Genomic DNA, 20,453 nt, shown 5'->3' with positions numbered 1-20,453 from the left:
GCCAGTAACAGGGTCTAACGGAGTAAGAATATGAACGGCAAAACCGGCGGAATGCAGGTCGATACCAAACTGGTGCGCGAACTGGCCGAGTTGCTGAATGACACCGGCCTCAGCGAAATCGAGGTTGAAGATGGCGACCGCAAGATCAAGGTCTGCCGGAACATCCAAGCCGTGGCTGCGCCCGTTGCGGTTGCTGCACCCGCCGCGCCTGTCGCGCCCGCCGCGCCGGTTCCCTCTGCCGAGGCGGCACCGGCTGCTGCACCCGCCAATGCGGTGAAATCACCGATGGTCGGCACTGCCTATCTGACCCCCGAACCCGGCGCTGCCCCCTTTGTCAGCGTGGGTGACAAGGTCTCTGCCGGCGACACCCTGCTTATCGTTGAGGCGATGAAGGTGATGAACCCGATCACTGCACCCAATGGCGGCACCGTGAAGTCGATCTTTGTCGAAAGCGGCCAACCGGTCGAGTTTGACCAGCCGCTGATGGTCATCGAGTAAGCGCAGACCATGGGCATCGAGAAAATCCTGATCGCCAATCGCGGCGAAATCGCCTTGCGCATCCACCGCGCTGCGCATGAAATGGGCATCAAGACGGTCGCCGTCCACTCGACCGCAGACGCCGATGCCATGCATGTCCGCTTGGCTGACGAGGCGATCTGCATCGGTCCGCCCGCCGCAAAGGACAGCTATCTCAATATCCCCGCAATCATTTCGGCGGCAGAAATCAGCCACGCAGATGCGATCCACCCAGGCTATGGCTTTCTCTCGGAAAACGCGCAGTTCGCGGAAATCGTAGAGAGCCACGGCATCGCCTTCATTGGCCCCAAACCCGAGCATATCCGCACGATGGGCGACAAGGTGATGGCGAAAAAGACCGCCGGCGATCTTGGCCTGCCTTTGGTGCCCGGTTCGGATGGTGCGGTTTCGGAAATTACCGAAGCCAAGAAAATTGCAGAAGCCGTCGGCTATCCCGTGATCATCAAGGCTGCCTCTGGCGGCGGCGGTCGCGGGATGAAGGTGTGCAACAGCCCCGACGACCTTGAAACGCTGATGCAGCAGGCTGGCAGCGAGGCCAAAGCTGCCTTTGGCGATGCGACCGTTTATATCGAGAAATATCTCGGCAACCCGCGCCACATCGAATTCCAGATTTTCGGCGATGGCGAAGGCAATGCCATCCATCTGGGCGAACGTGACTGTTCGCTGCAGCGCCGCCACCAGAAGGTGCTCGAAGAAGCGCCCTCACCCGTCATCTCTGCCGACGAGCGTGCGCGCATGGGCGGCATCGTTGCCAAGGCGATGGCCGATATGGGCTATCGCGGTGCCGGCACGATCGAGTTCCTGTGGGAAAATGGTGAATTCTATTTCATCGAAATGAACACCCGCATCCAGGTCGAACATCCGGTGACCGAGATGATCACCGGCTTTGACCTTGTCCGCGAACAGATTCGTGTCGCAGAGGGTCGCGGGCTATCCGTGACACAAGACATGCTCGAATTCCGCGGCCATGCGATCGAATGCCGCATCAATGCGGAAGATCCGCGCAGCTTCATCCCCTCGCCCGGCGAAATCAAATATTACCACGCCGCCGGCGGGATGCATGTCCGCGTCGATAGCGGCATGTACACCGGCTATCGCGTGCCGCCTTATTATGACAGCATGATCGCCAAGCTGATTGTCTATGGCCGGACCCGCGAAAGCTGCATGATGCGGATGCGCCGCGCGCTTGAGGAAATGGTGATCGACGGTGTGAAGACCAACATCCCGCTGCACCAGGACCTGTTGCGTGATCCCGATGTGATCAATGGTGATTACACCATCAAATGGCTCGAAGATTGGCTCGCCAAACAGGAAGGCTGAGAAGCTGATGGCCGAGTTTGTTCATCTAACTCGAACCTTTCCTGAACATTACAGCCTCATTCAGCCTGCTGACAGCCCGAATCGAGCATAAAGGTCTCGTCGGAGCGGTATTGTGCCGTTCTGCATCGAGGACCGATGATGAAAAAGTTTCTCTTGGCCGGAATGGCATCCACCATCGCCTTCATCCCAGCAGCCCATGCTGCGCCTGCAGCGCCTGCAGCGCCTGACTTCTCGATCGAGTCTGCGGCCGATTACAAACGCGGCGAGGGCCGTCGGGGTGATCGCGTACGCGGCCAGGGCCAAGTCAGCCAAGACGATGGACAGGGCGAACGCGCATGGCGCGGCCAGCGCCAGGCTCAAGACGCTCCGCGCAATGAACGTCGCGCCGAGCGCCGGGGTGGTTGGAACCAGCAGCAAGGCCAAGCTCAAGGAACCGTCCAGGGCCAAACCCAAGGCCGAACCTGGAATCGCGGCGAGGAACGGCGCGATCGTGATGACGATTACCGCCGTCGCCGTGATGGTGACTGGAATCGTGGAGGCGATTGGAACCGCGACGGCAACCGCGATGATGATCGCCGTTGGAACGGTCGCAGCGATAATGACCGGCGTTATGATGGCCGCTGGGAAGGTCGTCGCGACGATGATCGCCGCTACAGCGACAATCGCCGTTATGACAGCCGCGAACGCTGGAACCGCGATTGGCGAAGCGACCGTCGCTACGACTGGCGCGGACACCGTGAGCGCTATCGCAGCTATTACCGTCCGGGACGCTATTATGCGCCCTATCGCGACTATCGCTATCGCCGGTTCAGCATCGGCATCCACATCGGCTCGCCCTTTTATTCGAACCGCTATTGGATCGCCGACCCCTGGTATTACCGCTTGCCGCCGGCATACGGCCCCTATCGCTGGGTACGCTATTATGACGACGTGCTGCTGGTCGATATCCGCAACGGCTATGTCGTCGACGTAATTCACAACTTCTTCTGGTAATCCTGATCCCCCAGAAGTTGATGAGCCCGGGGTTCCTTCCTCCCCGGGCTCTTTTTTCTTGATGTAAAGCCATGGGATGGCGCATGCTCCCGGCAACAAACGGGAGGAACAGATGATCCGCAAATACATGCTCGCCGGCATTGCCGGTATCGCCCTTGCCAGCGCCGCATCGGCCGAAACCTATGTCATCAAGGCCGGCAACCTGATCGCGGATCCGGCACAAGGATCCATCGGCCCGGCGACGATCACCGTCACCGATAGCAAGATCGTCTCGGTCGAAAAGGGCCACACCCAAGGCGATGTCCCGCAGGGCACTACCGTCATCGACCTGTCCGGCAAGACGGTGCTGCCCGGCCTCATAGACTTGCATGTGCACCTGACCAGCGATCCGGGCGGTGATTACCGCACCGAAGCGGTAGATACTGACGAATGGGCGACAATCGTCGGCGTCAAAAATGCCGCGCTGACCGTCAATGCCGGCTTCACCACTGTGCGCGAGGCGGGCTCCGCCCAGAACACTGGCTATGCCCTGCGCCGTGGTACGGCAGAGGGCACGATCTGGGGTCCACGCGTCGTGGCTGCCGGTCCGGCTCTATCCATTGTTGGCGGCCATGCAGACGTCACCGGTTTCCGCCCCGAGGTGCTCGTCGCGCTCGATGGCGGCTATACCTGTACAGGCACGGTCGAATGCGCCGAAAAGGTGCGCAAGGCATCAAAATTGGGTGCCGATGTCATCAAGATCACTGCAACCGGCGGCGTGCTGTCACAGCAGGGGCGCGGGCTGGAGGCGCATTTCAACAATGATGAGCTGAAATCCATCGCCGACACCGCGCATTCGCTTGGCCTCAAAGTCATGGCGCATGCCCATGGCGCGCGCGGGATCGAGGCAGCATCGGCTGCCGGTATCGACACCATCGATCATGCAACCTTCGCCGACGAGGCTGCGCTCAAGGTGATGAAGGCAAAGGGCACGGTGCTGGTGCCGACGCTGATGGCGCTTGAAGGAGTGCGGGCGCGAATCGGAAAAGGCATCTACACCCCGACGGTCGAGGTGAAGGCACGCCAAGCACTCGAAGCCGCGGGGCGGCAGGTGCAGCGTTCCAAGGCAATGGGTGTTACCGTAGCGTTCGGAACCGATGCCGGCGTTTTCGAACATGGGCGCAATGCGGGTGAGTTTGTTCTCATGGTTCAGAACGGCCTGACCCCCACCGAAGCGGTGGCGAGTGCCACCACTATTGCCGCCAAGACATTGGGTCTCGACAATGAAATCGGGCGGATCGCACCTGGCTATGCCGCTGATTTGATTGCAGTTAACGGCAACCCGCTGCAAGATGTACGCACGCTTGAACAGGTTGAGTGGGTGATGGCCCGCGGACGTTTACGAAAATAGTTATAGAACTAAAGTTCTTATCAAAATCAATCATTTGACGTTAATTTACATTTACCAGTTCTGTAGCATGCCGGGTTAACCCTGCTTGGTTAACTCTGCTCAGGCAACAGTTGGGTAAATAGCCATGAACAGGACTTTCAAACGACTTCGCGCGTTCGGATCGAAACTGCGCAAAGATGTAAGCGGTAACACGATGATCATGGTCGCGCTGGGCATGCCAATGCTCGTCGGCGGCACCGGTCTCGCAGTTGATACGGCTCAGTGGTATCTCTGGCAGCGCGAACTGCAATATGCGGTTGACCAAGCCGCGATGTCGGGGGCTTACTCGCTCAGCAAGGCTGATAACCCAGCCACCGGAGAGTGGGATGCCCGGGCTCGGGCAGAGCTTCAGAACAACAAGGACATTGTCGATTTTGAAACCGATGTCGATGTCCGCGTAGTCGATTATGCCGACCAAACGGATAACAGCGTCATTGTCGATGTCGTCGCCGAGCGCACCTTGCCCTTCACCAGCATGCTGACATCGCGTGGCGCGCGCATCCGGGTCAGCGCGCAAGCCAGCTTCACCGAAGCGGCAACCTACACCAGCTGCCTTGTCGCAACCGACGAGGATGAAGAAGGCGCCATCACCATCGGCGGCAGCGCCACCGTGCAAATGAACTGCGGCATTGCAGCGCTGTCGGACAGCGAAGAGGCAATCCAGATCCAAGGCAGCGGCGGGGCCGGCGGCGATGATGAAGCCAATATCTCGGTCGGTCTCGTGCTCGCAGCAGGTGGCATCGATGATTGGTTCCGTGAAAACACCGATGACACCGTGATTGAAAACCTTTCCGGCCTTTCAGATCCGTTCGCCGAAATCGAACCACCCGACAATCCGACCACGCGCGACTATCGCTGCACGACAAGCACGACCACGACGACCGTGACGCGCTTGAAGGGCAAGAAGCTGGTCCAGGAAACGGTCGAAGTGTCGACGACGCAGGCAAGCCTGCTGCCAGGCACCTATCGCGAAATCGATACGCAATGCGACACGACGCTCGCCCCGGGTATTTATGTGATCGACGGCGGCAAGTTGAAGATCAACGCCCAGCATGATTTCACCGGAAACGGCGTTATGTTTGTGCTCAAGAACGGCGCGTATATCGAAATCAACGGCGGGGCGAATGTGTCGCTGACCGCACCCACCGTGGCGCAACTGGAATCCGCTGGCGTCTTCGATCCGCGGCTGGCTGGCATGCTGGTGTTCGAAGATCGCACGTCTGAAGGTAGCACGCGGAACAAGTTGAACGGCAATGCTGAGACCATCCTCAACGGGAAGATCTATCTGAGCAAGAGCCATATGCAGATCAATGGTTCGGCGCGCGTGACCAGCCAGTGCCTGATGATTGTATCCAACACGATGGAAATCACTGGCAACGCCAATCTTGGCAATCTGTGCCCAAACAACCAGGAAATCACCGATGCCGTCGGAACACAGCGCCACCGGGTGTATCTGGTTGCCTGACATGCGGACGCCCTGGTTGAAACTGAAACGCGATGAACGCGGTGCTGTGTTGATCGAGACCGCGATCATCGCGCCCGTCCTGTTGGTCATGAGCATAGGCGCCTATGACGTCAGCCGCGGCGTTGCGCGTCAGACCGAGTTGCAGGAAGTGACGGCCGAGTTTGCAGCCATTGCCATGGCACGCGAAAGCGTGGGTCAGACCGAAATCGAGCAGATGAAGGAAATCGCCGTCGCTTCAGCACGGGTAGATGAAAACGCCATTGAAATCGTAGAGAATGTGAAATGCGGCATCGCCCCCGATGTCTATGATGCCAGCTATCTTTGCCCTGGCAGCGAGGAACAATCGCGCCTGCTAACCATCACGATCGAAGCAACCTATGTACCGACCTGGACCAACTTTGGCGTGGGCCGGCCGATTAACTTAAGCGTAACCCGTTCGGTGCAGATACAATGATCATGCGCAACCTGCTTCGCCAAATCCGCAAATCCGAAACCGGGGCCAGCGCTGTCGAGTTTGCGCTGGCTGCGCCGATCGCGCTAATCTTGATGGTCGGCGTAATCCAAGTCGGTATCGCAATGCAGGGTTACAACGCAATTCGTGGCATGGTCGGCGACCTCGCCCGGCACACGGTGGTTCGCTATTCGACGGGTGTCGACCTTGCGGACGACCAGATCGAGGCGGATGCGATGGCACGCGCAACTGCTGCGCCCTATCTGCTCAACGCCGACAATCTCGTCATCGATGTGCAGAGCGCGGAAAGCAGCGGCATCGGCGGCGTGAAGCAGATTGATGTCACGGTCAGCTATGCTGTCCGCTCGATCATCCCGGGGCTCGACGCCGACCAGTTCCCGATGACATTGGAAAAGTCGATCTACGTCGTCGACGAGACCTAATCCCGCTCTCGAAAATGCAGCCGTTTACATGGTAAGCCTATGGCGAATCATCGCCGATGGAGCCTACCCTTGTCCGCCGAAGCCGAAGCACCGACAAAGTTCGATCCCAACAATGATCCCGCCAAACTGGCAAAGATTGGCGCATTTGTGACGAAGCGCCTAGATTCCAACCCGCTGGTCCAGAAAATCGACGTGCCGGAATTGCAGGCCTATGTTTACCAAGGCTTTCTCGGAAAGCGCGATTGCGACATCCTGATCAAGAAAATCGATGCCGAAGCCGTGCCTTCGACACTGTACAAAGGGACGGAGCAGGCCGGTTTTCGCACCAGCTATAGCTGCCACCTCAACCGGTGGGATGCCGATGTCGCTCGGATCGAGGCGCGGATGAGCGATACGCTGGGCATCGACAATAACTTCGCCGAAACGATGCAAGGCCAGCGTTACCAGGTCGGTCAGGAATTCAAGTCGCACCATGATTTCTTCCACCCAAGCCAGAGCTATTGGGAACAGGAAGGACCCCGCGGCGGTCAACGCAGCTGGACCGCGATGATATTCCTCAACGAACCCGAAGAAGGCGGCGCAACGGAATTCCCGCATATCGGCATCGGAATTCGGCCGCAGGCCGGCACGATGCTGATTTGGAACAATATGAAGCCCGATGGCACGCTCAACTATAAATCGCTGCACACCGGAACCCCGGTGAAGCAAGGCGTCAAGCACATCATCACCAAATGGTACCGCCAGAACAACTGGCTCGAACTCAATACGGCAAGCTGAAGATCAACGCGTTTGCGGTTGTTGGTCAGCCGTCTGTCGAATACTGTTTGAAGATGCGGGGCACAGCCGCTTGGTGCACGCCATCATAATTTGGAGAGTAGATTCTCATGAAGAAACAGATTTTTAGCGCCCTTCTCGCCACCACCCTGCTGGCCACCCCCGCAATGGCGCTTGCAGAAACGCAGAGCGCGACCGTCAAGGTTGTCGAGCAAAGCGAGAACCAGAAACTATTCGCGCTCTTCGCGCAGGATGATGAGGAAAACCTCAAGCGCAATCCCCTGAACGCGCTTTTCCGCGGCGACATGCGCTATGCTGACCGGCTGGGCGATTATATCAGCGACGCCTATTTCGAAGGCGAACGCAAGGCGGCAGAAACCAATTTGGAAAGGCTCAAAACGATTGACCGGGCAAAGCTCGATGCGACCGGCCAGATTGCTTATGATGTTTTCAAGCAAGGCCAGTTTGATACGCTGAAAGGCCTTTCAAAGGAAATCATGGACCTGACCGTGGTTCGCCCGGTGAACCACTTTGCGGGCTTCCACACATTCTACCCGACCTTTGCGAGTGGCCAAGGTGCGGCACCGTTCAAGACCGTTGCCGATTATGAAAACAACCTGAAACGCCACAAGGAATTCATAACCCTGATGGATGCATCGATCGGTCGTTTTCGTGAAGGTATGGCGAGCGGTGTGTTCGAAACCAAGCTGACCATCACCAATGTCATTGACCAGCTCAACACCCAGCTTGCCCAAAAGACCGAAGAATCGCCTTATTACGGCCCGGTCACCAAATTCCCTTCAGATTTCAGCGATGCAGACAAGGCGCGCCTGACCGCGGCGTACAAGGATGTGGTCGAAAACGGTCTCTATCCCGCAAACCAGCGCCTGCGCGATTTCCTGCGTGATGAATATCTGCCGCTTGCGCGCGAAGGGGTTGGCCTGATGCACATGAAGGGCGGGGACACGCTCTACCAATATATGGTCGAGCAGACGACGACCCTGCCGCTAAAGGCCGCCGACATCCACCAGCTTGGCCTGTCCGAAGTTGACCGGATCAAGAAGGGGATGGAGGAAATCAAGAATGAGGTCGGCTTCAAAGGCAGCCTGCAGGATTTCTTTGAACATCTGCGCACCGACCCGAAGTTCAAAAAGGAAAGCCGCGAGGCGCTGACGCAGGGCTATTACGATATCGGCAAAAAGGTCGATGCGGTGATCTCGACCCAGTTCAAATATCTTCCCAAGGCGCCGCTCGAAATCAAGCCTTATGAGGAATTCCGCGAGAAGTATGAAGCTGGTGGCAGCTATCAGCAGGGAACGCCCGACGGATCACGCCCCGGCACCTTTTACTTCAACGCCTATGACCTCCCGAGCCGCACCACGCCCGGCATGACCACGCTCTACCTGCACGAAGGCGCGCCTGGGCACCATTTCCAGATCAGCATCGCGCAGGAAAATGAGAAGCTGCCTGCCTTCATGCGCTTTGGCGGCAACACTGCCTATGTCGAGGGCTGGGCGCTTTATGCCGAAACGCTGGGTTATGACATGGGCTTGTTCAAGGATCCCTATCAGCGCTTTGGTACCTTGTCGGATGAAATGCTGCGCGCAATGCGCCTCGTCGTCGACACCGGTTTGCACAGCAAGGGTTGGACCCGCGACCAGGCAATCGAATATATGCTCGCGAACAGCGATATGGGCCGCACTGATGCAACCGCAGAAGTTGAACGCTATATCGCGATCCCGAGCCAGGCCCTGGCGTACAAGATCGGTGCGATGACGATCCAGCGTCTCAAAGCCAAGGCACAAAAGGAACTGGGCGCGAAATTCGACGTGCGCGAATTCCACAACCAGGTGCTCAACACCGGCGCATTGCCATTGGCGGTGCTGGAAACCAAAATCGACAGCTGGATCGCCTCACAAAAGTGAGCGCGAAGTAGCGACGTGCCCTCATGTTCATTCTGAGGGCGCGTCGTCTCCGTCCAAGCTCTGGAAATAGCGCGCCATTGCGGCGAAGGCATCGTCGGTAAGCTCGACAAAGACCCTGCGGCCATCCGCGGGGTCTTCTTTTCGCTCGATCAGCTTCTTGTCGGCAAGGACCGACAGCCAGCGCAAAGCCGTCGTCATCGGCACGCCCGATGCAAGGCACAGCGACGTTATCGAAACGCGCTTTCGTTCGGCCTTGGCTGCCGCAAGATCGAGCAGCATGTCCCAAGCCGGATCGGCGAACAGATTGGCTGGAAAATGCTTGTGGCGATCCTGCCGCCTGCGGATCACGCGTCGCACCATTGCGGGATCGATCTGTTGCCGGCCAATAAAAGGTTGCGGCAAGCGAGGTACGGCCTGCACAGGTGCGACATCATCTGTGACGAATTTGCGCAACAGTGTTGCAAGCTGTTCAATCTGCTGTGATTGCCGGCTGAAATCGCGGCGCAGATAAATCATCTCGCGCGACAGCGACAGCAACGGGTCTTCCGTTGGAAGTGTGGATTCAAACGCCAATTTCTTTGCCTCTTTTCATGGCCGGGCTGCAATGCCGCGCCGGCTATGGAATCGAGCGACGGCTTTCGTCGCGGTACCCGGCTCTAAAATCAGTCCGATTTGGAGGATCAAAGCGTGCAACGGTGAAGTCGAGGTGAAATGGCTTTATTACAGTCATTTGCGGGGAATACGTCGACCGGTACGTAACGGTTACAAATCGCTTTGCCGCAAAATTTGCTCCAATCGGGAAAAGTTCACTCGCCGAAAATCCAACGCGTCAAACGCGCATCGAGCCGATTGTGACGGATGAAATCATTGTCCCGTTGGTCGCCTCCCGGGAAGCTCTTGGATGCGGAAGCCAGCATAAGATCTGCCCTGCGGTCGTCGCCATTAAGCCGGGCAGCGGCGGCCTTCACATAAAGCGACAGCACACCATCCCCGCTATAAAGTTCGGCAAATCGCTTGGCGCGGTCAGCATCGTCATTCCGGATCGCGTCGATCGCCAACCCGCCCCAATACCATGTCGGTGGATCGGGATTGAGCTGCAACGCTTCGTCAAAATAGGTTCGGGCGTCATCCGAATTTCCGGCAAGCGCATTTTGCCAGCCGGCATCGGCGAGAATCTCCGAACTGTTCGGGCTTAATCGTTGCGCCGTTGCCATCGATTGGCGCGCCTTTTGATCCTGCCCGAGATAGAATTGCGCGATCGCCAGATATTGATGCGCGGTTGCACTGAACGGGTTGGTGGCAACCCCCTTTTCGGCAGCCTTCAGTGCGCGCATTGCGCCGGAACCGCCGGCTTGGCGGTTGAAGCCATAACGATGTTCGTCGCCATAAATCCATGACAGCATCGACCAGGCACTCGAATAATTCGGGTTATCGCGCGTCGCCTTTTCAAGGCATTTGCGGATTTTCAGATGGTCCTTTTCGGCTTTCTGCCGCTTATAATCATAAGCGGCCAGTATGCAGGCATAGTTAGCAAACGAGACGCCTTTGCTTTCGGCAATCAAGGCCTTCGACGCCTGCTGGATAACGCCATCGGGCTGCCCCAATGTCGATCCGACCTTAAGGGCTATTTCGGATTGCGATTGCAGGACATCACCCGCATTCGAATAAGCGAAACTGTCCATATTCGACCAGAGCACGGTCCCCTTGCGGACCGAGACCAGTTCGCTCGACACCTTTATGGTTCCATCAGCAGTGGCCACACTGCCGCTAAGCAGATAGTCGGCGCCATGCCAGTTCGAAATCTTCTGCCCGCCGCCGCCTTCGCCGGCGACCGTTTCATATCCCAATATCTCGATATTGGGATATTGCGAGAGCAAGGCGATCAGATCGTGCTGCAATCCCTTGGCGATCAACCGGGTATCGCTGCTGCCATCGATTACATTGAACTGTGCAACGAAAAGACGCGGCTCCATCCGTTCGGGGCGCGGCAGCAGGCGATCGTAGAAAACGGCCCCGCCTATTCCGACTAGCACGAGCAGAAGCAATGCGACCAAGCCATAATGTTTTCGCCGTCCGACGCGCCAAAATCCAGCTACGGCGGCTAACGGGCCTGGGGCGGAATGCGCCGATTCCACCATGTTGATGACCGGAACATAGCTGCCTTTCGGAAATTCAAACCGCACCCGGTCGTTCCGGCCCTCATCGCTGGCATAATATTCCGCCAACAGGCGACGCAACCGCCCCATCTGGACGCGTACAATCGAATCCGTGCCTGCGTCAAAATCCTCTCCGCGGTCAAAAACATCGACCCCGATCGAATATCCTTTCAGCCGGTCTGATCGCCCTTCAAGATATTCACCCACCAGATGTTCGAGCAAGCGGCTGCTGGTCGGCGAAGCCTTGAACATCTCCGCCCCAAGCACTTTTGCAAGCTGGTATCGAATTTCGCCCGAATGTTGTTCCACTACGCCCTCTGGAATGGCGTTGGATTATCACAAAGCGGCGCGTTGTCCAAAGCTATCGGGTCTGCGGGCCAAGCGCCGCGACGTAGCGGATTTGGCAATGCCCGGCCTTGGGTATATACTGCCGCCATGCCTGCCGTGAAAGCCGCCAACCCGCGCACGATCTTTGCCCCAGAGGATTGGGCTGCGATTACCCATGTATCGCCCTGGCTCGGCATCTGGCAGATTGTCCACGCATGGCTGGTCGTCGCCTTTGCTGCCTTCGGTGCGGCATGGGCGTGGGAGCAAAGCTGGCTGGCCGGGATTGTGGCAACGCCGATCGCACTGGCGCTGCTTGGCGGGCGACAATTGGGGCTGGCGATCCTGATGCACGATGGCGCGCACGGTTTGTTGCACCCAAACCGCCAGCTCAACAACTGGCTGGGCCAGTGGCCGTCCGGTGCGGCAACAGGCAGTGACCTGCACGCCTATCGCGCCTATCACCTGACGCATCACAAATTTACCCAACAACCCGAAGACCCGGATCTTTCACTGTCCAAGCCCTTCCCCACCTCGCGCGCCAGCCTGTGGCGCAAGGCGGTGCGTGACCTTACGGGGCAAACATTCTTCAAGCAGCGCAGCCATCAATTTGCAGCGGCCTTGCGCGGATTGCAGGCGATGCTGCGCGGCGAGGCAGGCAGTGCAGAGGACAAACGCGATACCAGCGCGGGTCGTGCGCTGAACCTGCAAAGCCGTAGCGGTATCAACGCACCCGTCGCCAATGTCGAAGGCGCCAAGACCACTACACGCACCGTCGGGCGCTTCCTGTTCGTGCAAGCGATTCTGCTCACAATCTCGCTCGCCTTTTGGGGCTGGCTGCCATTCCTGCTCTGGCTAGTTGCGCTGGCAACAACCTTCCAGCTTTTCCTGCGCATCCGCAATATCGCCGAACATGCCTGCACCACGACGGGCAGCGAGGATCCGTTCAGCCATGCGCGCACAACCTATGCTGGCTTTATCGAGCGCGCGACGGTCGCGCCCTATTGGGTGAACTTCCATAGCGAGCACCACCTGTTCATGGGCGTGCCCTGCTATAGCCTGCCACGCGCCCACGCATTGCTCGGCAAGGGTGGCTATCATGCCAAGATGACGATCGAGCCGAATTACTGGTCGGTCTTGCGCCGGGTTACAACCAGCCCAGCCGTTTGAAGCGGATGAACAAAGCGGTGCAGATTGAAAGCATCGCGCCCACAACGATGAAATAGCCATAGCGGCTTTCCAGTTCGGGAATGAACCTGAAGTTCATCCCGTAAATCCCGGCAATCGCGGTCGGTACCGCAAGGATTGCCGCCCAGGCGGCGAGTTGGCGAGTAATCACCCCCTGCCGTTGCTGTTCAAGCAGGCCGCTGGTTTCGATCACCGAAGTGAGTGTATCGCGCAGCCCTGCGACGCGGTAGTTCACCCGGCGCACATGATCGGCGAGATCGCGGAAGTAGGGATCAATCTCGCTATCAAGCTGCGGCAGGTCGATATTGACGAAACGGTTGGCCAGATCCTCGGTCGGGCCAAGGATGCGCTGTAGCCGGAACAGGTCACGACGCAAGGTGAATAGCCGCGAAGTTTGCGCCCGGTCGAGGAAGGATTCGAGCGCCCTGTCCTCCATCGCCAGCACCTGTTCTTCGACAAGATCGATAACCTCGAAATAGCCATCGACGATGAAGTCGAGAATGGCGTGGAGGACATAATCGGGCCCCTGCTTTAACAGCCAAGGCGTTGCCTCCAACTGTTGCCTGATGGGTGCGTGCCCCCTGTTCGATCCATGGCGGACGGTGATGATGAATTGCCGCCCGACGAAAATCGCGGTGTTGCCATATTCGATCCGCGCCGACCCATCCTGTCCAACCAAGTGGATAGTCCGAGCGACGACGAACAGGTTTTCGCCATAGCTCTCCATCTTGGGCAGGTGACGCGGGTCGAGCGCATCCTCAACCGCAAGCTCATGCAGACCGAAATGCTGCTGGATTGCCTGGATCGTGGCGGCATCAGGTTCGTGCAACCCGATCCAGATGAAGTCGTTCTTCTGTTCAAGAGTCGGGATCGGCTTTGCCAGATCGACATCGGTCAGCAACCGCCCGTCGCGATAGATGCGGGCGGCAACGACGCTCATGCGCATTCATCCAGTATCGGGCTTGCGGGTGTGCCATCGGGCGCGGCGAAATTCTGGCGAAAGGTAAAGGCTTCGGCGGTCGGGCCCTTCAAACTGAGCAACTGCAACCGAGCCATGCCCTCGGCGACGGTCGGCACATGGCCCACCGGGACCCACCAAAGCGCCTGGTACAGATCCATCTGCTCCAGCCATTCGCGGCGGCGTCGCATGATCGCCAGATGATCAGGGTTGCGATAGACGAAGGCTGCCAACGCCTCGATGTCGGTCCAGACCGACATGTTCACGGCGAGGCGTGGGTCGTCGGGTATGGCATCGATGCTGATCGCATCATTGCCCTCACCCACCAGTCGCCAGATGAAACCCGGCGCGCCATCGGCCTGCGCATTCACATGGTCGAGCGCGTCCATGAAGCCTGCATTGTCGGGATGGTCTTTCGGCTTCACAAACCGGGCGATGTTGATCTGTGCGATGTGAAAACCAGTCATAGCTAATCCCATAGATCAGGCTTTGCCGCCGCCTTCCTGGCGCTTCAGCAACTTGTTCAAATCCTGCTGCAAGTCGTTCATCTTTTCGTGCAGGCGGATGATTTCAAGTTCGGCGCGCAGATTGACTTCATAATCATGCGCTGCTGCCTGACGATCCTTTTCCGCCTGCCGGTTCTGGCTCATCATGATGATCGGCGCCTGGATCGCCGCCAGCGTCGACAGCATCAGATTGAGGAAGATGAATGGATAGGGATCAAAGGTGATCCCCAACGATTCAAGGAAACGGCTGTTGAGCAGCATCCAGCCGAACAGCACGACCGCAAAACCGATGATGAAGCCCCAACTGCCGCCTACGGCAGCGACATGGTCGGCCAGCCGCTGGCCTAAGGTCGCTTCTTCGCCATGCGACACGCCCAGATCGCGGCTGGTGATTTCGCGGCGATGGATGCTTTCCAGCACCCGCCGTTCGGCTATCGACAGGCTGTCCGCCGTCTTGCCGAGAAGTTCGACCGCCAATTCGTCGATCGAACTGCCGTTAATCATGCTAGCGCCTCAGCGATCAGTTTGCGGGTGTTGGCGATGCCATAAAGCGCGATGAAGCTACCCATGCGCGGTCCGGCACTGGAGCCGAGCAGCGTTTCATAGAGCGCCTTGAACCAGTCACGCAGATTTTCGAACCCGCCGGTCTTCCCGATTTCATAGACGATATTCTGGATATCCTCGGCAGGCGCATCGGCCGGAAGCGGCGCGAGTTCTGCGTCGAGCCGCTTGAGCGCTTCAATCTCGATACCCTCTGCCTTGCGCCGTTGCAGCGTCGGCGCGACATGGTCGCGGTTATAGGCAAGCGCGAGGTTGATGAGGTTCGCCAGTTCCGGATGTGTCGCAGCGGTCGCATCGGGCACATAATTGCCAAGATAACCCCATACCTGCGGCGCGGTTGCGTGCGGCCCCATCACACCGGCAAGGTTGAGCAGCAGCCCGAAGGTTACCGGGGGCACATCCGCAGGCACGTTTGAGCCTCCGGGGCCATTGTGAATATGGTGCACCGGATTGCCGAGCTTCTTCTCGATTTCCTGCCCAGCATAAGACCCGCGGAACTGGAAATATTCGTCCACCGCGCGTGGGATCACGCCCAGATGCAGCTGCTTCGCGCTCTTGGGTTCGCGATAGGCGTAAAAGGCAAGGCTTTCCTCGGTGCCGTAAGACAGCCATTCCTCGAGGCTCAGGCCATTGCCCTTCGACTTCGAAATCTTCTCGCCCTTTTCGTCGAGGAACATTTCGTAGATCAGCCCCTCGGGCTTGCGCCCGCCAAGCACCTGCGCAATCTTGCCCGACTGGATGCCGCTGTCGGTCAAATCCTTGCCGTACATTTCATAGTCGACGCCGAGCGCGACCCAGCGCATTGCCCAATCGACCTTCCATTGCAGCTTTGCCTGCCCGCCAAGGATCGACTGGGTGATCGTCTCGCCCTCATCCTCGAACGAAACCAATCCAGCCTCTGCATCGACCACCGTAACCGGCACCTGCAACACGATGCCCGACTTGGGGCTGACCGGCAGTACCGGCGAATAGGTCGCCGCGCGTTCGGCGCGCAACGTTGGCAGCATGATATCCATGATGCCCTGATAGTTGCGCAGCACGCCCTTCAGCGCCTCGTCAAACTGGCCGCCTTCGTACATCGTCGTCGAGGAGACGAACTCATATTCGAAGCCGAAGCGATCGAGGAATTCGCGCAGCATTGCATTGTTGTGATGCGCAAAACTCTCATATTTCCCGAACGGGTCGGGAATGCGCGTCAGCGGCTTGCCCAAATGTTCGGCGAGCATCGCCTGGTTGGGCACATTGTCGGGCACCTTGCGCAGGCCATCCATGTCATCGGAGAAAGCAACCAGCCGGGTCGGCATGTCGGCCATTTCCTCAAGCGCGCGGCGGACCATGGTGGTGCGCAGCACTTCGTTGAAGGTGCCGATATGCGGCAGGCCCGATGGGCCATAGCCAGTTTCGAACAGGACGGGCGCACCGCCGGGCTTGCCCTGCGGAAAGCGTTTGAGCACGCGCCGCGCCTCTTCATAAGGCCATGCCTTGCTCGCCAAGGCTGCCGTGCGAAGGGCGGGATCGACGCTCATTCCTGTTTCCTTTACGTTCCAAACTTGCCATGTATGGCGGATATGGCCTCTCCCCTAGCCTTTCCTGCGCTGCATGCAAGCCATGCTGGCATCTGGATCGCTTCACCCGATGGCGAAACGCGCCGGATCGGCAAGGCCGAGGCGGTGGCGAAAGCGGCCGAAACGCCGATGATCCTGCTGAATGCGCCACTGGTCGCGCAGCGGCTGGGCTATGCCGAATTGTCAGGGCCGGACCTGCTCGAACTGTTCGCTTTTGTGCACCCCGCCCGCTTTGCGGTGCCTACGGCAAAGGGGCTGGCCAGCGTGCTCGGGCTGGAAGCGGCGGTCCATGATGAATCCATCCCCCGCTTCCTGCAGGCGGCGGCCGCGAAACTGATCGCCACCCTCACCGACCCAAATTGGCCCGAACGTGAAGGGGCGTGGGATGCGGCGCAGGCACTGACCCGGCTCCGCTGGCCATGGGCGCGGGTGGTCGCGGACCAGTTGCCCAAGCCGCAGGTCAAGGAACGCTGGCTGTTTTCAAAGCTGCCCGAATGGGAAGAGGCTCCGCCACGCACCCCGCCCCGCTCGGTCCAGCTCGATCGCGCCGCAGTCGATGCGCAACTCGCGAGGCTGACGGGTAGCGAGGCCGAAGTCCGCGAAGGCCAGCGCGCCTTTGCCGAAACCGCCGCGCATATTTTCGATCCCCGCCGCCGAAAAGGCGAACCCAATATGCTGCTGGCCGAGGCAGGCACGGGTATCGGCAAGACGCTGGGCTATCTCGCCCCCGCCTCGCTCTGGGCACAAGAGGCCGACGGCGCGGTTTGGATTTCAACCTATACCAAGGCGCTGCAACGCCAGTTGGTGGGCGAGGCACGGCGCGTTTTCCCCGATGATACGACGTTCCGGCAAAAGGTTGTCGTGCGCAAGGGGCGCGAAAATTACTTGTGCCTTTTGAACCTTGAAGATGCGCTGCAAGGCGGCTTTGCGGGGCGGGCGGCGATCCTCGCACATCTGGTCGCGCGTTGGGCGGCCTTCACTGCCGATGGCGACATGATTGGCGGCGACCTGCCGGGCTGGCTCACCACTTTGTTTCGCCGCAATGGCACCACCGCGCTGACCGACCGGCGCGGCGAATGCATCTATGCAGGTTGCCCGCATTACCGCAAATGCTTCATCGAGCGCGCCAGCCGCTCCTCGGCACAGGCCGACATCGTCATCGCCAACCATGCGCTGATGATGGTCAACGCGGCGCGCGGGCGCGAGGAAGCGAGCCGCCCAACGCGCATCATCTTTGACGAGGGCCACCATCTTTTCGACGCCGCCGATTCGACCTTCGCCGCCGCGCTGACCGGTGCGGAAATGATCGAGATACGCCGATGGGTCATCGGCCCCGAAGGCAAGGCGCGCGGGCGCAGGCGCGGGTTGTCGGCCCGCCTTGCGGACGTCGCCAGCTATGATGAGGAAGGCGGGCTCGCTATCGACGCCGCGCGCGAGGCAGCAGAGGCGCTGCCCGGTGACGGCTGGCTCGGCCGCGTCAATGAAGGCGTGCCATCGGGGCCCGCCGAACGAATGCTCGCTGCGGTGCGCGCCACCGTCTATGCCCGCGACGAAGGACAAGCTGAAAGCGGCTATGGCCTTGAAACCGAATATGCCAATCTCGACGCACCGCTGATTGAGGCGATTGCCGACCTGATGAAGGCGCTCGAGGCACTCGTCAAACCGCTGATGGTGCTGGGCCAGCGGTTGGAGGCATTGGTTGAGGAGGCGCCCGACTGGCTCGACAGCGCAGCTCGCGCCCGTATCGAAGGCGCGATGGCGAGCCTCAGTTGGCGGGTCGATACGCTGCGCGGCTGGATCGCCCTGCTGGGACGCGGCGGAGGCCCCGCCGATCCGGACTTTGTCGACTGGCTGGCGGTCGATCGCGGAGAGGGTCGCGAATATGATATGGGAATCCACCGCCATTGGCTCGATCCCACCCGCCCGGTTTCCAGCGTCGTCTTAAAACCCGCCCATGGCATTTTGACGACCTCGGCCACGCTGCGCAGCGGCGGCGATTGGGATACGGCGGCGGCGCGCACCGGCGCCGCGCATCTCGACCATGAAGTCGAGCATTTCTCGGCGCCCAGCCCGTTTGACTATGCACGACAGGCCGAGGTGCTGATCGTCACCGATATCCAGCGCGGTGACTTGCCCGCGCTCGCCGGGGCCTATGCCGCTTTAATCGGCGCTTCGCAGGGCGGTGCTCTAGGGCTGTTCACCGCGATCCGCCGCCTGCGCAGCGTCCATGCCCGGATTGCCGACCGTTTGGCGCGTGATGGCCTCCCGCTCTATGCCCAGCATGTCGATCCGATGGATACCGGCACGTTGGTCGATATCTTCCGCGATGATCCGCACGCCAGCCTGCTCGGCACCGATGCCTTGCGCGACGGGGTCGATGTGCCCGGCCATTCGCTGCGCCTTGTCATCATGGAACAAGTACCTTGGCCACGGCCCGACATATTGCACAAAGCGCGAAGGCTTGCCGTAGGCGGGATGGATTATGACGACCGCATCATCCGCTCGCGCCTCGCGCAGGCCTTTGGCCGCTTGATCCGCAAGGCCGATGATCATGGCCACTTCGTCTTGCTTTCTTCGGCGACGCCGTCGCGGTTGCTGACCGCTTTCCCGCCCGGAACGCCGATCCACCGCGTCACTCTCGATGAAGCGGTGCGGCGGATCAAATCCGGTCTTTCCCCTGCAACAAATTTCGGGCAGGGGTCCGCGCTAGAGATTGAGGACGAGGATATCCCCTTTTGACCAAGACGCTTTACCTGCTGCGCCACGCCAAATCGGGATGGGACGATCCGGTCGCACGCGATTTTGATAGGCCGCTTAACAAAAAGGGTGAAAAGGCCGCGCGCACTATCGGGCAATGGATGGCTTCGAACGGCGTTGCATTTGAACATGTTATCGCAAGCCCTGCGGTGCGGGTGATCGACACGCTCGACAGTCTTTGGTCAGGCTATGGTCGCAAGCTGGAGCCGACTTGGGATCGGCGCATCTACCTCGCCTCGTCGGCTACCCTGCTCGACGTGCTGCGCGAAGTCAGCGACGAGCATGATAGCGTGATGATGGTGGGCCACAATCCGGGGATGGAAGATGTCGTTTTCGACCTGGTCCCCGATGATGGCAGTTCGCCGCTGCGTGAGGAAGTCGAGGTCAAATATCCGACCGCCGCTCTCGCGCAGTTGGAAATCGACATCGACAGTTGGGGGGATATCGGAAAGCCGGTTGCGCATTTGAAGCGCTTCATCCGCCCACGCGACCTCGACCCCGAATTGGGCCCTGACGCCGAATGACTCCGATCCATTGGCGTGCCGCAAAGCCGGGGGATGAAGATGCGCTGTCGCTGCTGGGGCAGGCAACCTTCCTTGCCACTTTTGCGTTCGACCATCCCGGCCCCGCACTGATCCGGTTCCTGAAGGACCTGCACAGCCCGGAATTTTACGCGGCCAAACTAGCTGACCCGCAAATCGACATCGTCATCGGCGAAACCCCGCTGGGCGCACCCGTCGGCTATGCCCTGCTCTGCCCACCCGAACATCCGGATTTCCAGCGCGAAGGTGATTGGGAACTCAAACGAATCTACCTGCTTGGCCCCTGGCAGGGCGGTGGCAATGGCGCAGCGTTGATGCAGCAAGCACTGGACGTGGCGCACAAAAGACAAGCACGGCGTTTGTTGCTGGCGGTTTACGAGAACAATGATCGCGCCGTTGCCTTCTATAAAAAGCACGGTTTCTCTAAGATTGGCGACACCATATTCATGGTCGACGATATCGAATTCAGCGATATGCTTTTTGCTCGCGATATGAACAGCTAAGGCCCTATCTGCCCATAAATTGTGCAACCGCGAAAAGCGCTTGTGCACTGCCTAAA

The 20,453-nt window shown here is 59.3% G+C and carries 19 protein-coding genes; 13 read left to right on the top strand and 6 right to left on the bottom strand.

The window, feature by feature from the left end; all coding sequences use genetic code 11:
* Positions 1–30: 30 nt before the first annotated feature.
* From accB to ACFSAG_RS11365, 9 genes are all read left to right on the top strand, one after another.
* Entirely contained in the window at positions 31–498 is a 468-nt protein-coding gene (gene accB / locus ACFSAG_RS11405; protein WP_374613176.1) for an acetyl-CoA carboxylase biotin carboxyl carrier protein, read from the top strand.
* A gap of 9 nt (positions 499–507) precedes the next feature.
* Complete coding sequence (gene accC, locus ACFSAG_RS11400; protein ID WP_374613178.1) at positions 508–1,857, top strand: acetyl-CoA carboxylase biotin carboxylase subunit; 1,350 nt, start codon at positions 508–510, stop codon at positions 1,855–1,857.
* A gap of 138 nt (positions 1,858–1,995) precedes the next feature.
* Complete coding sequence (locus tag ACFSAG_RS11395) at positions 1,996–2,850, top strand: RcnB family protein (protein ID WP_381514826.1); 855 nt, start codon at positions 1,996–1,998, stop codon at positions 2,848–2,850.
* Positions 2,851–2,962: 112 nt separating this feature from the next.
* Positions 2,963–4,240, top strand: a complete 1,278-nt coding sequence (locus ACFSAG_RS11390; protein ID WP_381514823.1) for a metal-dependent hydrolase family protein — start codon at positions 2,963–2,965, stop codon at positions 4,238–4,240.
* 124 nt (positions 4,241–4,364) lie between these two features.
* On the top strand, positions 4,365–5,744 hold the full coding sequence (locus tag ACFSAG_RS11385; RefSeq protein ID WP_374613184.1) for a TadE/TadG family type IV pilus assembly protein: 1,380 nt from the start codon (positions 4,365–4,367) through the stop codon (positions 5,742–5,744).
* The gene (locus ACFSAG_RS11380) at positions 5,737–6,198 is read left to right on the top strand and encodes a TadE/TadG family type IV pilus assembly protein (RefSeq protein ID WP_381514820.1); all 462 of its coding nucleotides are present in this window, start codon (positions 5,737–5,739) and stop codon (positions 6,196–6,198) included. Before ACFSAG_RS11385 ends, ACFSAG_RS11380 begins: the two co-directional genes overlap by 8 nt.
* Positions 6,199–6,200: 2 nt before the next feature.
* Complete coding sequence (locus ACFSAG_RS11375; RefSeq protein WP_381514817.1) at positions 6,201–6,638, top strand: TadE/TadG family type IV pilus assembly protein; 438 nt, start codon at positions 6,201–6,203, stop codon at positions 6,636–6,638.
* A gap of 69 nt (positions 6,639–6,707) precedes the next feature.
* Positions 6,708–7,415 (top strand): prolyl hydroxylase family protein, encoded by a 708-nt coding sequence (locus tag ACFSAG_RS11370; RefSeq protein WP_374613190.1) that lies wholly within the window; start codon positions 6,708–6,710, stop codon positions 7,413–7,415.
* A gap of 107 nt (positions 7,416–7,522) precedes the next feature.
* Positions 7,523–9,337 carry a DUF885 domain-containing protein gene (locus ACFSAG_RS11365; RefSeq protein ID WP_381514814.1) on the top strand — a complete coding sequence of 605 codons (1,815 nt, stop codon included), beginning with the start codon at positions 7,523–7,525 and terminating at the stop codon, positions 9,335–9,337.
* Between the two features lie 27 nt (positions 9,338–9,364).
* Here ACFSAG_RS11365 and ACFSAG_RS11360 read toward each other — a convergent pair whose 3' ends face one another.
* A complete protein-coding gene (locus ACFSAG_RS11360; protein ID WP_381514811.1) occupies positions 9,365–9,910 on the bottom strand; it encodes a winged helix DNA-binding protein in 546 nt (181 codons plus the stop codon).
* A 233-nt stretch (positions 9,911–10,143) separates the two neighbouring features.
* Positions 10,144–11,745 (bottom strand): hypothetical protein, encoded by a 1,602-nt coding sequence (locus tag ACFSAG_RS11355; protein WP_381514809.1) that lies wholly within the window; start codon positions 11,743–11,745, stop codon positions 10,144–10,146.
* A 183-nt stretch (positions 11,746–11,928) separates the two neighbouring features.
* On the opposite strand from ACFSAG_RS11355, the gene ACFSAG_RS11350 reads away from it, so the two are divergent.
* Positions 11,929–12,987 (top strand): fatty acid desaturase family protein, encoded by a 1,059-nt coding sequence (locus ACFSAG_RS11350; protein ID WP_381514806.1) that lies wholly within the window; start codon positions 11,929–11,931, stop codon positions 12,985–12,987.
* Here ACFSAG_RS11350 and ACFSAG_RS11345 read toward each other — a convergent pair.
* The 4 genes from ACFSAG_RS11345 to ACFSAG_RS11330 are packed head-to-tail and all read right to left on the bottom strand — an operon-like array spanning position 12,965 to position 16,556.
* On the bottom strand, positions 12,965–13,945 hold the full coding sequence (locus tag ACFSAG_RS11345; RefSeq protein WP_381514803.1) for a magnesium and cobalt transport protein CorA: 981 nt from the start codon (positions 13,943–13,945) through the stop codon (positions 12,965–12,967). The two genes, ACFSAG_RS11350 and ACFSAG_RS11345, sit on opposite strands and share 23 nt — an antisense overlap.
* On the bottom strand, positions 13,942–14,430 hold the full coding sequence (locus ACFSAG_RS11340) for a DUF3291 domain-containing protein (protein WP_381514800.1): 489 nt from the start codon (positions 14,428–14,430) through the stop codon (positions 13,942–13,944). The genes ACFSAG_RS11345 and ACFSAG_RS11340 overlap by 4 nt, the downstream gene beginning before the upstream one ends.
* Positions 14,431–14,445: 15 nt before the next feature.
* Positions 14,446–14,973, bottom strand: coding sequence for a DUF1003 domain-containing protein (locus tag ACFSAG_RS11335; RefSeq protein ID WP_374613203.1), 528 nt, complete (start codon positions 14,971–14,973; stop codon positions 14,446–14,448).
* A complete protein-coding gene (locus ACFSAG_RS11330) occupies positions 14,970–16,556 on the bottom strand; it encodes a lysine--tRNA ligase (RefSeq protein ID WP_381514797.1) in 1,587 nt (528 codons plus the stop codon). Before ACFSAG_RS11330 ends, ACFSAG_RS11335 begins: the two co-directional genes overlap by 4 nt.
* Before the next feature lie 42 nt (positions 16,557–16,598).
* Here ACFSAG_RS11330 and ACFSAG_RS11325 point away from each other — a divergent pair, with 42 nt between their 5' ends.
* From ACFSAG_RS11325 to ACFSAG_RS11315, 3 genes are read left to right on the top strand one after another with little or no spacing between them, the layout of a single operon-like run.
* Positions 16,599–19,334 carry an ATP-dependent DNA helicase gene (locus ACFSAG_RS11325; RefSeq protein ID WP_381514795.1) on the top strand — a complete coding sequence of 912 codons (2,736 nt, stop codon included), beginning with the start codon at positions 16,599–16,601 and terminating at the stop codon, positions 19,332–19,334.
* On the top strand, positions 19,331–19,876 hold the full coding sequence (locus ACFSAG_RS11320; protein WP_381514792.1) for a SixA phosphatase family protein: 546 nt from the start codon (positions 19,331–19,333) through the stop codon (positions 19,874–19,876). The genes ACFSAG_RS11325 and ACFSAG_RS11320 overlap by 4 nt, the downstream gene beginning before the upstream one ends.
* A complete protein-coding gene (locus tag ACFSAG_RS11315) occupies positions 19,873–20,397 on the top strand; it encodes a GNAT family N-acetyltransferase (protein WP_381514790.1) in 525 nt (174 codons plus the stop codon). The genes ACFSAG_RS11320 and ACFSAG_RS11315 overlap by 4 nt, the downstream gene beginning before the upstream one ends.
* Positions 20,398–20,453: the final 56 nt, after the last annotated feature.

Source organism: Sphingorhabdus buctiana, assembly GCF_042680825.1.
In the GTDB taxonomy this organism is placed as follows: domain Bacteria; phylum Pseudomonadota; class Alphaproteobacteria; order Sphingomonadales; family Sphingomonadaceae; genus Sphingorhabdus_B; species Sphingorhabdus_B buctiana.
Note: the sequence above shows the minus strand (reverse complement) of the source record. Positions and strands in the feature narration are given on the sequence as shown.

What these genes read in the sequence shown, in the direction of transcription:
- accB (WP_374613176.1), top strand. Translation starts at nt 31, where the DNA reads ATGAACGGCAAAACCGGCGGAATGCAGGTCGATACCAAACTGGTGCGC.
- accC (WP_374613178.1), top strand. Translation starts at nt 508, where the DNA reads ATGGGCATCGAGAAAATCCTGATCGCCAATCGCGGCGAAATCGCCTTG.
- ACFSAG_RS11395 (WP_381514826.1), top strand. Translation starts at nt 1,996, where the DNA reads ATGAAAAAGTTTCTCTTGGCCGGAATGGCATCCACCATCGCCTTCATC.
- ACFSAG_RS11390 (WP_381514823.1), top strand. Translation starts at nt 2,963, where the DNA reads ATGATCCGCAAATACATGCTCGCCGGCATTGCCGGTATCGCCCTTGCC.
- ACFSAG_RS11385 (WP_374613184.1), top strand. Translation starts at nt 4,365, where the DNA reads ATGAACAGGACTTTCAAACGACTTCGCGCGTTCGGATCGAAACTGCGC.
- ACFSAG_RS11375 (WP_381514817.1), top strand. Translation starts at nt 6,201, where the DNA reads ATGCGCAACCTGCTTCGCCAAATCCGCAAATCCGAAACCGGGGCCAGC.
- ACFSAG_RS11365 (WP_381514814.1), top strand. Translation starts at nt 7,523, where the DNA reads ATGAAGAAACAGATTTTTAGCGCCCTTCTCGCCACCACCCTGCTGGCC.
- ACFSAG_RS11355 (WP_381514809.1), bottom strand. Translation starts at nt 11,745, where the DNA reads ATGTTCAAGGCTTCGCCGACCAGCAGCCGCTTGCTCGAACATCTGGTG.
- ACFSAG_RS11350 (WP_381514806.1), top strand. Translation starts at nt 11,929, where the DNA reads ATGCCTGCCGTGAAAGCCGCCAACCCGCGCACGATCTTTGCCCCAGAG.
- ACFSAG_RS11345 (WP_381514803.1), bottom strand. Translation starts at nt 13,945, where the DNA reads ATGAGCGTCGTTGCCGCCCGCATCTATCGCGACGGGCGGTTGCTGACC.
- ACFSAG_RS11340 (WP_381514800.1), bottom strand. Translation starts at nt 14,430, where the DNA reads ATGACTGGTTTTCACATCGCACAGATCAACATCGCCCGGTTTGTGAAG.
- ACFSAG_RS11335 (WP_374613203.1), bottom strand. Translation starts at nt 14,973, where the DNA reads ATGATTAACGGCAGTTCGATCGACGAATTGGCGGTCGAACTTCTCGGC.
- ACFSAG_RS11330 (WP_381514797.1), bottom strand. Translation starts at nt 16,556, where the DNA reads ATGAGCGTCGATCCCGCCCTTCGCACGGCAGCCTTGGCGAGCAAGGCA.
- ACFSAG_RS11325 (WP_381514795.1), top strand. Translation starts at nt 16,599, where the DNA reads ATGGCCTCTCCCCTAGCCTTTCCTGCGCTGCATGCAAGCCATGCTGGC.
- ACFSAG_RS11315 (WP_381514790.1), top strand. Translation starts at nt 19,873, where the DNA reads ATGACTCCGATCCATTGGCGTGCCGCAAAGCCGGGGGATGAAGATGCG.